The organism is Sphingobium sp. B2 (assembly GCF_007693735.1).
Lineage (GTDB): Bacteria > Pseudomonadota > Alphaproteobacteria > Sphingomonadales > Sphingomonadaceae > Sphingobium > Sphingobium xenophagum.
In genome coordinates this window covers 378,408-389,859 of sequence record NZ_VDBZ01000001.1, presented here as the reverse complement: position 1 = coordinate 389,859, position 11,452 = coordinate 378,408, and the positions used below count along the sequence as shown (strand labels likewise).

At 64.4% G+C, this 11,452-nt stretch carries 12 protein-coding genes; 5 read left to right on the top strand and 7 right to left on the bottom strand.

The genetic code is table 11. The features are described 5' to 3' along the window. Positions 1-15: 15 nt before the first annotated feature. The 3 genes from FE851_RS01995 to dapA form a co-directional block, all read right to left on the bottom strand. On the bottom strand, positions 16-612 hold the full coding sequence (locus tag FE851_RS01995) for a DUF2062 domain-containing protein (protein WP_017182832.1): 597 nt from the start codon (positions 610-612) through the stop codon (positions 16-18). A gap of 3 nt (positions 613-615) precedes the next feature. Beyond that, entirely contained in the window at positions 616-1,098 is a 483-nt protein-coding gene (gene smpB / locus FE851_RS01990; RefSeq protein WP_017182833.1) for an SsrA-binding protein SmpB, read from the bottom strand. 107 nt (positions 1,099-1,205) lie between these two features. Next, positions 1,206-2,084 carry a 4-hydroxy-tetrahydrodipicolinate synthase gene (dapA, locus tag FE851_RS01985; protein ID WP_145199362.1) on the bottom strand — a complete coding sequence of 293 codons (879 nt, stop codon included), beginning with the start codon at positions 2,082-2,084 and terminating at the stop codon, positions 1,206-1,208. Positions 2,085-2,183: 99 nt separating this feature from the next. Here dapA and FE851_RS01980 point away from each other — a divergent pair, with 99 nt between their 5' ends. Beyond that, on the top strand, positions 2,184-4,271 hold the full coding sequence (locus tag FE851_RS01980; protein WP_145199359.1) for a lytic transglycosylase domain-containing protein: 2,088 nt from the start codon (positions 2,184-2,186) through the stop codon (positions 4,269-4,271). A gap of 81 nt (positions 4,272-4,352) precedes the next feature. Beyond that, positions 4,353-4,838 carry a transcription elongation factor GreB gene (gene greB, locus FE851_RS01975; protein ID WP_145199356.1) on the top strand — a complete coding sequence of 162 codons (486 nt, stop codon included), beginning with the start codon at positions 4,353-4,355 and terminating at the stop codon, positions 4,836-4,838. A gap of 116 nt (positions 4,839-4,954) precedes the next feature. Here the strand turns inward: greB and FE851_RS01970 are convergent, their stop codons facing one another. From FE851_RS01970 to aspS, 4 genes are all read right to left on the bottom strand, one after another. After that, positions 4,955-5,140, bottom strand: a complete 186-nt coding sequence (locus tag FE851_RS01970) for a hypothetical protein (protein ID WP_017182837.1) — start codon at positions 5,138-5,140, stop codon at positions 4,955-4,957. A 74-nt stretch (positions 5,141-5,214) separates the two neighbouring features. Further along, complete coding sequence (locus FE851_RS01965) at positions 5,215-6,528, bottom strand: methyl-accepting chemotaxis protein (protein ID WP_145199354.1); 1,314 nt, start codon at positions 6,526-6,528, stop codon at positions 5,215-5,217. Positions 6,529-6,612: 84 nt separating this feature from the next. After that, positions 6,613-7,404, bottom strand: a complete 792-nt coding sequence (locus tag FE851_RS01960; protein ID WP_145199351.1) for a polyphosphate kinase 2 family protein — start codon at positions 7,402-7,404, stop codon at positions 6,613-6,615. 112 nt (positions 7,405-7,516) lie between these two features. After that, entirely contained in the window at positions 7,517-9,301 is a 1,785-nt protein-coding gene (gene aspS / locus FE851_RS01955) for an aspartate--tRNA ligase (RefSeq protein WP_019052980.1), read from the bottom strand. Between the two features lie 125 nt (positions 9,302-9,426). Between aspS and rnd the strand changes: the two genes are divergently transcribed. The 3 genes from rnd to FE851_RS01940 all read left to right on the top strand — a co-directional run bounded on the left by rnd (position 9,427) and on the right by FE851_RS01940 (position 11,403). Beyond that, positions 9,427-10,593 (top strand): ribonuclease D, encoded by a 1,167-nt coding sequence (gene rnd / locus FE851_RS01950; RefSeq protein ID WP_017182841.1) that lies wholly within the window; start codon positions 9,427-9,429, stop codon positions 10,591-10,593. 80 nt (positions 10,594-10,673) lie between these two features. Next, on the top strand, positions 10,674-10,955 hold the full coding sequence (locus FE851_RS01945; protein ID WP_145204015.1) for an I78 family peptidase inhibitor: 282 nt from the start codon (positions 10,674-10,676) through the stop codon (positions 10,953-10,955). 58 nt (positions 10,956-11,013) lie between these two features. Further along, on the top strand, positions 11,014-11,403 hold the full coding sequence (locus FE851_RS01940) for a nuclear transport factor 2 family protein (protein ID WP_145199349.1): 390 nt from the start codon (positions 11,014-11,016) through the stop codon (positions 11,401-11,403). Positions 11,404-11,452 lie beyond the last annotated feature (49 nt).

The following is an 11,452-nucleotide window of genomic DNA, read 5'->3' as shown; positions in this document are numbered from 1 at the left end:
ACCCGCTTGCCCATCCTAGAGGACAGGAGCTGGTTTCTCCAATGCGCTGCTTTTATGGGCCTTGCCAATCCTCAATTTGCGCGCCTGCCATTTGCGGCCCATGCGGTGACGCCAGACCCAGTCGGCGATGACATAGCCGATGGCGGCCGCAACGATCGAGATGATCGAGAGACCCAGCAGCAAGGCGGGCGCTGCTTCGGACACCAGCCAGGCGGCCCATTGGCCAATCGTGGCATGATGATCCACCAGCGTCATGAAGCCCGATGCGTCCGCGCTGCGGCCCAGCATCCAGTTGCCGATATAGACCGACAGCCACAGGATCAGCGGCGTGGTCGCGGGATTGGACAGGAAGGTCATGGCGGCCGCGACAGGAATATTGGCGCGGAAGGGCAGCGCCAGCAGCGCCGCGCCTGCAATCTGCACGCCAGGGATCAGCAGGAAGATGCCGACCAGCAGCCCCAGCGCCACGCCGCGCGGTACGGAGCGACGGGTAAAGCGCCACAGCGAGGGTTCCAGCACGCGATGCGCGACGGGCGCGAGGAACCTGTTATGCTCCAGGCTTTCGCGCGTCGGCGCATTGGCGTGCCACCAGCGGCTGAGGCGGTTGTCCATGGCTCAGCCCTTGTCCCGCATGATGCGCTGCTGGTCGCGCTTCCAGTCGCGGTCCTTGATCGTTTCGCGCTTGTCGTGGTTCTGCTTGCCCTTGGCCAGCGCCAGTTCGATTTTCGCGCGGCCCTGGCTGTTGAAATAGACCATCAGCGGCACCAGCGTCATGCCCTGCCGCGACACGGCGCTGTGCATCTTGTGGATCTCCCGCTCGTGCAGCAGCAGCTTGCGGGGGCGTTTGGGCTCGTGATTCTGGCGATTGCCGTGGCTATATTCAGGGATGTTGCTGTTCACCAGAAACACCTGATTGCCCTTCACCTCGGCATAGCTTTCGGCGATCGACCCTTCGCCGCCGCGCAGCGCCTTCACCTCTGTCCCCTGCAGGGCGATGCCCGCTTCGAACACATCTTCGATGAAATAGTCAAAGCGCGCGCGCCGGTTTTCGGCGACGATCTTTTTCTTGTCGAAGGTAACGGGACGGGGGCGGGCCATTAATCTACTTTTTCATCCGTTCGGTTCGAGAATCCTGAGCCTGTCGAAGGGCGAGAAGCCTTCCCGCGCAGTTCTCGACAAGCTCGAACCGAACGGAGATGGGCCTTCTATACCAGCCCCGCAATTTCCAGCGCGCGGTCGACCGCGGCCCGGCTGGATTCCGACGGCCAGGTGATTGGCAGGCGGACGTCGCCGGGCATGTCGGGCCGCACGCGCGTAAGGGCATATTTAACAGGCCCGGGTGAAGAATCGCTGAACAGGGCATCATGCAAGGGGTAAAGACGATCCTGCAACGCCAAGGCACCATCCCAGTCATGCGCAGCGCAGGCCGCCTGGAAATCGGCGGCAAGGCGCGGCGCGACATTGGCGGTGACGGAGATGCACCCCTTGCCACCCATGGCGTTGAATCCCAATGCGGTTTCGTCATTGCCGGAAAGCTGGCAGAAATCCGGGCGGCAGGCGAGACGCTGTGCGCTGACCCGCCCCAGATTCCCGGTGGCGTCCTTGATCCCCACGATCGTCTGAAATTCTTCCGACAGGCGGTGGATCACCGGCACGCCGATGTCGGTGATGGTGCGGCTGGGGACGTTGTAGAGGACGATCGGCAGCGAGCAGCGTTCGGCGAGATAGGCGAAATGCTGATAGACGCCGTCCTGATTGGGTTTGTTGTAATAGGGCGCGACCACCAGTGCGGCATCCGCCCCAGCCCCTTGCGCGGCATACATATGATCGAGCGCGATCCGCGTGTCGTTGGAGCCGCAGCCCGCGATCACGGGCACGCGCCCGGCAGCCTGATCGACGCAGATGGCGATGACGCGATTATGCTCCTCGACCGTCATGGTCGCGCTTTCGCCGGTGGTGCCGCAGGGGACGAGCGCGCTTGATCCTTCGGCGATCTGCCAGTCGACCAGCGCGCGAAACGCCGCCTCATCCACCGATCCGTCGCGAAACGGGGTCACCAGAGCCGGAATCGAGCCGGAAAACATGATTAACCTCCTTCAATTCTCCGGCCGGCCGGGGCATGATCAGTCAAGCGGCGCGCTATAGCGCGTCATTCAGGCGCTGATAAGGATGCATTTGCGATAATGTCCAGCATGGCGACGCCCCGAATGATTGAAAGTTACATTATCCGTATGCCCCTTGTTGCACTGTTGCTGTTTACCGCCGGCGCAAGCGCCCAGACCGAAGGCCCAGCCCCTGCGTCAGCGCCCGTCGACGCGCCCGGTGCCGTGGTCCAGCCGCTGCCCGCGCAGGACACGCCGGGGGCGCAATGGAACAGGGTGGCGTCCCGCGTCGGCATGGCCAGCGACGGCACGATTGGGGCGACGATCGACCAGTGGCGCGCGCTGCAGCAAAGCGACGGCTTGGGCTTTTCCACCTATGCAAGCTTCATCACCGCCAATCCGGGCTGGCCGGGTGAGGACAGGATGCGGCGGCTGGCCGAAACCGGCATCAATCCCGACAGCTACGATCCCCGGCAGGTCACGGCCTTCTTCGCCCGTTTCCCGCCGCGCACCGCGACCGGCCACGCCCGCAACGCCACCGCGCTGATGCAGATGGGGCGGATGGACGAAGCGCGGGTCGCCGCGCGCAATGCCTGGATTAGCGGCAGCCTGAGCGCTGCGGACGAAGCGCGATTGCTGTCTCTCTTCGGGTCCGGCCTGACGCCTGCCGATCACGACCTGCGCGCCGACATGCTGCTGTGGGCCAACGACACGGTCGGGGCGACGCGGATGCTGGCCTATGTCTCGCCGGGCAGGCGCGCCGTCTATCAGGCGCGCATCGCCTTCCGCCGCAAGTCGGCCGACGCTGCGATGCTGATGCAGGCCGCCGAACCAGTCGGCGCGAGCGATGCAGGCTTTATCGCCGACAAGGCGTTGTGGCTGCGCGACAGCGGCAACTGGGTCGCGGCACGCCAATATCTCGCCAATCGCGGCCCGCTCAGCTACCGCCCGACCAACGTCGAGAAATTCTACGAAATATTGCTGGGACAGGCGCGCGCCGCGGCCAATGACAGCCAGTGGAGCTTTGCCTGGGGCATCGCCAGCAAGATTGACGATGCCGTGCCGCCGGGCGTCGACCTGTCCGACCAGCCGATCGGGGTACGGGACGACTATACCAGCCTGGCCTGGCTGGCCGGGACGACCGCCTTCTACAATCTCAATCGTCCGACCGACGCGGTGGCGATGTTCCGCCGCTATGCCGATGCGGCCAAATCGCCCCAGACCAGGTCGAAAGGCTATTATTGGGCCGGTCGCGCCGCGCTTCAGGCAGGCGACGCCGCCAGCGCCAACGGCTATTTCACGCAGGCGGGCGTCTATCCCGACCAGTTTTACGGTCAACTGGCGCTCGAACGGCTGGGCCGCCCGATCCCCGCACCCGCCACGGTCGAGCGCCCGGTGCCGATTTCCGCCGCCGAACGCGCCGCGTTCGACCAGCGATCCGTCGTGCGCGCGGTCAAGGCGCTGGGTCAGATGGGCTATTGGCAGGATCAGGGCAAATTCGCCCGCGCCATCGCGAACAATGCCGACAGCGACACCGATCATTATCTCGCCGCGGAACTGGCCGAAAAGATCGGCCGCACCGACATGAGCGTCATGGTCGGCCGTCGCGCCGTTTCCAGCGGCCTGACCGGCTATGGCGAAAGCGCCTTCCCGCGCGTGCCCGTGCCGCCAACGGCGCAATATAACTGGACCATGGTGCATGCCATCGCCCGGCAGGAAAGCCAGTTCGACAAGCAGATCGTCAGCCATGCAGGCGCGCGCGGGCTGATGCAGCTGATGCCCGGCACGGCGCGCGAACAGGCGGGCAAGCTGGGTCTTGGCTATAATCCCGCCTCGCTCAACGATCCCAGCTACAACATCATGCTGGGTTCTGGCTATTTCCAGCGGATGCTGGATTATTATGGCGGCAGCTATCCGCTGGCGGTCGCGGCCTATAATGCCGGGCCGGGCAATGTGAACAAATGGATCGCCGCCAATGGCGACCCACGCCTGCCCGGCGCGGACATGCTTCGCTGGATCGAGCAGATTCCGATTTTCGAGACCCGCAACTATGTGCAGCGGGTGCTGGAAAATGCCGTCGTCTATGAAGCGATGAACCCGGAACGGGCGAAATTCCGCGGGACCAGCGCGGTGCTGAGCCGCTATCTGGGGAAACAGACGCCGGGGTAATAGCCCTATCGCCGCCCCCTTCGCCCTGAGCAAAGTGCAAGGCTTCGACAAGGTCCGCCCGAACGGTTATGGGATCGAGGGATGACGACCCCCTATCCCAATTATATCTCGCCCGAAGGCTTCGCCAAATTGCGTGCGGAATATGACCATTTGCTGGGCGTCGAGCGGCCCGCCATCGTCGAAGTCGTGAGTTGGGCGGCGGGCAATGGCGACCGCAGCGAAAATGGCGACTATCTCTATGGTCGCAAGCGGATGCGCGAGATCGACTTTCAGCTGAAGCGCCTGTCCAAGAAGATGAAGGACGCCAAGGTCGTCGACGCGCGGCAGCAGGGCGACAAGAGCCGCGTCTATTTCGGCGCGACCGTCACCATCGCCGATGAGGATGACAATCACCGCATCGTCACGCTGGTCGGCAATGACGAAACCGACATCGAGGCAGGCCGGATCGGCTGGTCCTCCCCCATTGCCCGCGCTCTGCGCGGTGCAGCGGTGGGCGACTTGCGCCGCGTGATGCTGCCGTCGGGCGAGAAGGAATATGAGGTGATGGCGATCCGCTATCCGGACTGAGCCGCGCTTGCGCGGTGCAAGGCGCGCGTCCACCGCCCGATAGCAAGCCACCCATGGCGGGCGTCACGACAGGATGCCGCGCCGCCCGGTCATGGCGAACAGAAGCGAGATGGCGTCTAGTCGTGCGGGCGCAGCGAGCGGTTGAGACTTTCGAGCACTTCAGCGATCGGTTCGGTCACGGTCACGCTGCGGCCTTCGCCAAAGCGGATGCGCGTGCCGTCATTGACCGACGAGACGAAGGTGACTTGCGACGCGTTGACGGCGGTTTCAGTGCGGTCAGTGCCCACGAACATGACGAGCATGGCTTCCTCTCCTTTTTATGGACGCACAGCCTATCGCCATTTGCGCGCGACGCCAGAGGGATTTCTACGGATCGTCAGGTCGCGCCGATCGCCATGATGAAACCGCCCGCGCGCGCTTCCAGCCGATGAGCCTCCCCGGCCAGTCTTTGCGCCACCGACTGCATCGCGCGCGCACCCAGCACGGTCGCGTCCGCATTGCCGCTGATCGCCTGCGCGCCGGAGCGGATATGGTCGCTCGACGACCCTGCCTCCGCCACACTTTCGGCGATGGCGCGGCTGAAAGCGGCCTGGCGGGCAACCGCGTCGAACAGCGAAGCCGACAGACGGTCGGCGCGGGCCATGGCCGCATCCATATGCATATGACCCGCCGCCACATCAGCGACCGTCGCGCGGACATGCGCGATCCGCCCGGCGATGCCCGCCGCGGCATCGCGCGTCTGTTGGGCCAGCGACTTTACCTCGCGCGCGACCACGGCAAAGCCGTTGCCCGCATCACCCGCCCGCGCCGCCTCTATACTGGCATTGAGCGCCAGCATCGCCGTCGCGCCCGCGATGCTGTCGATCAGGGCGACGACTTCGCCGATATTCTCCGTCTCGCTCCGCAGCGCCTCGCCCTGCGCCATGCCTGCGCGGCTGCGCGCGGCGGCATCGCGCATCGCTGCGCCTGCATCGCGCGCCTCGCTCTCCATCGCCTGGAAAATCTGACCCAGTTCGACGCCGCCCGCCGCGATGCTCGCCAGCCGATCGGCCGTCTGCGCCGCGGCGACCGCCATCGCCGCACTGTCCGCGCCATCGCCCGCCGCGCGCTCCGCCGCCTGCGTTGCGAGCTCCGACAACTGGTCGGCCATGGCCACCATGTCCGCGATCAGCAGCGCGACATCGCCCTGAAAGCCAGCACTTTCGCGCCGTATCTGCTCGACCCGTTCCGATCGCGCCAGCGCCACCTGCGCGTCGCGCTGCGCCGTCAGGCGCAGCAGCAGGGTGCCGTCCAGTACGCCTGCATAGCGCCCGTCGTCCGTGACGATCAGCCCTTCGCACCCGGCTCCCTGCGCGGCATAGAGATCGACCAGCCGATCAAGGCCCGCACCCCGGTCCACAAGGGCGCAGGGGCGGACATGATCGTCCAGCCGCCCGCCGAAACTGGGGTTGCGCAGCAAGGCATGGCCGAAGGGGTTGAACAGGATGCGGCGCATGTCGCGCTCGTAGATCGCGCCGACGGGCCGGTCGCGCGCGTCCAGCACCGGCAGCAGGCGCAGGGCGGCATCCCGCTGGAAGCAATCGACCGCCTCACTGAGCGGACGCCCCAGCCAGATAACCGGCTTGTCCTGCGCCAGGGGCAGGCTGACCAAGCCGGGCGCGTCCGGCGGGATTATGGGGGCATGAAACATGGCCAGAGCCTTAGCCGCCCAATGGTAAACGAGCCGTTAGAATTTCATGACAATTTTGTTACAAGTGACTGTTTTTACTGAATTTTATACGGATTTGGCGGGGCGATAGCCAAAGGCGTCCTGCGCGAGCTTGACGACCGCCGGGTCCGCCGCCGGGAAATCCATCGGGACGAGCGCTTCCAGTCGTTCCGCCACATAGGTCAGCGCGGCGATGCGACCGCTCTTGCGATGATTATTGTCAATGACGTGCCAAGGCGCATGTTTCGTGTCGGTCTTTTTGAACATGGCGTGCATCGCATCCAGATAGTCCGCGCGCCTGGCCCGGTTGCGATAGTCGTCCGCGCCGGTTTTCCAGCGCTTCCACGGGACGTCCAGCCGCTCGGCCAACTGCTTGTCCTGCGTTTCCTGAGTGATGTGGACGAAGAGTTTGACGATGTTCATGCCCGCGTCGATCTGCTGCTTTTCGAACGCGTTGATTTCGTCATAGCCGCGCTTCCAGTCGGCCTTGCTGCAAAATCCCTCGACCCGCTCCACCAGCACCCGGCCATACCAGCTACGGTCAAAGACCCCGATGTTGCCGCTGGCCGGCAGGCGCGTCCAGAAGCGCCAGAGGAAATGATGGTCGCGCTCTACTTCATTGGGGGCAGCGATGGGATGGACATGATAGTAGCGCGGGTCCCAGTCGGCCGACATCCGCTTTATGATGCCACCCTTGCCCGCTGCGTCCCAGCCCTCCAGCAGGATGACGCTGCGGCGCTTGTGCAGGATATGGGCTACCTGAATCTTGGCGAGGCGCTGCTGGAGCGCAGCCAGCGCCGCGTCATAATCGCCGTCATATTTCGGCGCATCTTCGTAAGTCGCGAGGTCGATGGTCATGGGCAGCTATCCTCAATCGTCATGCCGGACCTGATCCGGCATCCAGGGCGACAGGGACAGTGTCCGACACCCTGAATGCTGAAGCAAGTTCAGCATGACGAAAAAGGAAAACTCAACCCTTCGCCTGCGGCTCCACGACGCGCACATGCAGTTCGCGCAGCTGCTTGAATTCGGCGGCGCTGGGTGCGCCCATCAGCAGGTCTTCCGCCTTCTGGTTCATCGGGAAGAGCGTGATTTCGCGCAGATTCTGCGCCCCGCACAGCAGCATCACGATGCGATCGACGCCCGCGGCCATGCCGCCATGGGGCGGCGCGCCATATTGGAAGGCGCGGTAGAGGCCGCCGAAGCGATCCTCCACATCCTGCTGGGACAGGCCGACCAGTTCGAACGCCTTGACCATCAGTTCGGGCGACTGGTTGCGGATCGACCCCGACGCAATTTCAAAGCCGTTGCAGACCATGTCATATTGATAGGCGTTGATCGTCAGCGGGTCTTGCGTGTTCAGCGCCTCCAGGCCGCCCTGCGGCATGGAGAAGGGGTTGTGCGCGAAATCGACCGACTTTGTGTCCTCATCATATTCGTAGAAGGGGAAGTCGACGATCCAGCACAGGGCGAACCGATCCTTGTCGATGAGGTCCAGCGTTTCGCCCACGCGGGTGCGGGCAAGGCCAGCCAGCTTGGCGGCCTGCGCTTCCTTGCCAGCGGCGAAGAACACGCCGTCATTATCACCAAGACCAAGCGCCGCGATCAGCTTTGCGGTCGCTTCCTCGCCATGATTTTTGGCGATCGGGCCGCCAGGCACGCCATCCTTGATGTTGATATAGCCAAGGCCCGAATAGCCCTCGCCCCGCGCCCAATTGTTCATTTCGTCGAAGAATTTGCGGCTGCCTGCGCCAGCACCGGGTGCCGGGATCGCGCGAATCCGGGCGCCGCTTTCGACCAGCGACGCGAAGATGCCAAAGCCGGAGCCGACGAAATGGTCGGTCACATCGACGATTTCGATCGGGTTGCGCAGGTCCGGCTTGTCGCTGCCATATTTCAGCAGCGCTTCGGCATGCGGGATGCGCGGGAAGCTGCCTGCCGGGGTGACGGGCTTGCCGTCGGCAAATTGTTCGAACACCTGGGCGATCACCGGCTCCATCGTGTCCCACACTTCTTCCTGGGTCACGAAGCTCATTTCCAGGTCGAGCTGGTAGAATTCGCCCGGCAGCCGGTCGGCGCGCGGGTCTTCGTCACGGAAGCAGGGGGCGATCTGGAAATAGCGGTCGAAGCCTGCGACCATCAGCAACTGCTTATATTGCTGGGGCGCCTGGGGCAGAGCGTAGAATTTGCCGGGATGGATACGGCTGGGCACCAGAAAGTCGCGCGCGCCTTCCGGGCTGGACGCAGTCAGGATCGGCGTCGAATATTCGGTGAAGCCCGCGCCTTCCATCCGGCGGCGCATGTCCGAAATGATCTTCGTGCGCTTGACGATATTGGCGTGCAGCGTTTCGCGCCGCAGGTCGAGGAAGCGGTAGCGCAGGCGGATGTCTTCGGGATAGTCCTGCTCGCCCGCCACCGGCAGCGGCAGTTCGGCGGCGGTCGACAGGACGGTGACGGCATCGGCCACCACTTCGATCGTGCCGGTTTCCATCTTGGGATTGGTCGCTTCGGGACCGCGCGCCACGACCGTGCCGTCGATCGTCACCACCGATTCGAGACGCAGCCCCTCCAGCACGCGCAGCGCTTCGCTATCCGCCTTCGCCACCATCTGGGTGATGCCATAATGGTCGCGCAGGTCGACGAACAGCACGCCGCCATGATCGCGCTTGCGATGCACCCAGCCGGACAGGCGCACGGCCGTGCCGACATCGGCTTCACGAAGGGCGCCGCAAGTATGGGTGCGATAGGCGTGCATGGCGTTTTGGTCTTTCAGCTTCGTTTTACGGAAATGACAAAGCCCTGACGGCAGGCTATGGGCATAAGGTCACTACGACCAGCCCGCCAGGGAGCGGGCCTGCCCATAATAAGATCGATGACCATATGCAAATCCATCCGCTGATTACCGACAGCAAGACACTTTCCGATTTCTGCGCCCGCATCGCCAAATCCCCCTATGTCGCCATCGACACGGAATTCATGCGCGAAAACAGCTATTGGCCCGAACTCTGCCTGATCCAGGTGGCCGACGCGGACGAAGCTGCCGCCATCGACCCCAAGGCGCCGGGCATCGACCTGAAGCCCCTGCTCGACCTGATGGTCGACAATGAGGATGTGCTGAAAATCTTTCATGCCGGCGGACAGGACATAGAGATCGTCTATAATCTGACCGGCAAGACTCCGCACCCGATGTTCGATACCCAGATCGCGGCGATGGCATTGGGCCTTGGCGAGCAGATCGGCTATGGCAATCTGGTCGAGGCGTGGCTGGGCGTACAGCTGGACAAGGGCGCGCGCTTTACCGACTGGGCGCGCCGCCCGCTCGACAAGCGCCAGATCGACTATGCCATCGGCGACGTCACCTATCTGATCCAGATTTTCCCCAAGATGCTGGAAGAGTTGCGCAAGACCGGGCGTGGCGACTGGCTGGACCAGGAAATGGAGCGGATCAGCGATCCCAGCCATTATGAAACGCTGCCCGAAGATGCGTGGAAGCGCGTCCGCATCGCCAGCAAGAAAGCCGATGTGCTGGGTCGCCTGAAAGCGCTGGCGGCGTGGCGCGAGATCGAGGCGCAGGACAAGAATCTGCCGCGCGGCCGCATCGTCAAGGATGAGACGCTGGCCGACATTGCCAGCCACCCGCCGCGCACGCAGGATGATCTGGGCAAGGTGCGCGGCCTGTCCGCGACCTGGCGCACCAATGACATCGGCGCGCGGTTGATGGCGGCGCTGGGCAAGCAGCAGCCGCTCAGCAAGGATGAAATGCCCGACCGGGAGCCGCGGCGTCCGGGGCTGGGCAAGGATGGCGCGCTGGTCGCGGACCTGCTCAAGCTGCTGCTCAAGATCCGGTCGCGCGACATCAATGTCGCATCGCGCCTGCTGGCGCGCAGTGATGACATTGAAGCGCTGGCAGCGGGCGTGCGGAACGACCTGTCGATCCTGGAGGGGTGGCGTTACGAACAATATGGCCGCGACGCGGTCGATCTGGTCGAGGGGCGGCTGGCCTTTGCGGTCAAGGGCGGTCGGCTGAAGATGACGCGGACGGAGTGATTTCCTACTCTTGTTCGAGCTGAGCCTGTCGAAGGGTCAGGCTGAGCGAAGAATGGAATTTGAGCAAGGAGAATAACCCCATGCACCGCATCCTGTCTCTGACCGGCGCGCTTGCGCTGACCGCCTGCGCCACCACCGCGCCGCCGCCAGCGGCGGCTGGCCCGTGCAATCATGACGCCCTTGCAGGTTTTACCGGGCAAAAGGCGAGCGCGGAAACCGGCGCGGCGCTGCTGGCTGCATCGGGGGCCAGAACGCTGCGCTGGGGCGGCCCCGGCATGGCGATGACGATGGACTTTCGCCCCGACCGGCTGACCGTCAGCTATGACGAAGCGATGACGATCACCTCGGCGCGCTGCGGTTGAACCCATCCCTGTTCCCGCGCAGGCGGGAACATGGAGCGATGAGATCGAAAGCCCTGCCATGAGCGCCACCGCAGACATCGCCATCCGCATGGCCCGCGCGACCTTCAATCGCGCGCTGGCCGACGCGAATCTGGCCGCGATCGGCCCGCTGCTCGCGCCCGACGCCGTGCTGGTCGCGGGCACCGACAGCGCGCTCATCACCGGGCGCAAGGCGCAACTGATTGCCTGGAAACGCGAATTCGCGGCAGCCGAGCGGCTGATCTACACCCGCACGCCCGACACGATCCTTGTTTCCCCGGTAGAACCGATCGCCATGGAGCAGGGCCATTGGCAGGGCGTGGCGAGCGGCAGCGGCGAGGCGCTGGCGTCAGGCACCTATAGCGCCAAATGGCGAAACAGGGGCGGCGCGTGGATGATCGAGGCGGAGATTTTCCTGACCCTGGCCTGACCGGCATGGAGCGCGAATTGCCTGTTGGCCGCCCGCAATAGGGGCGAGG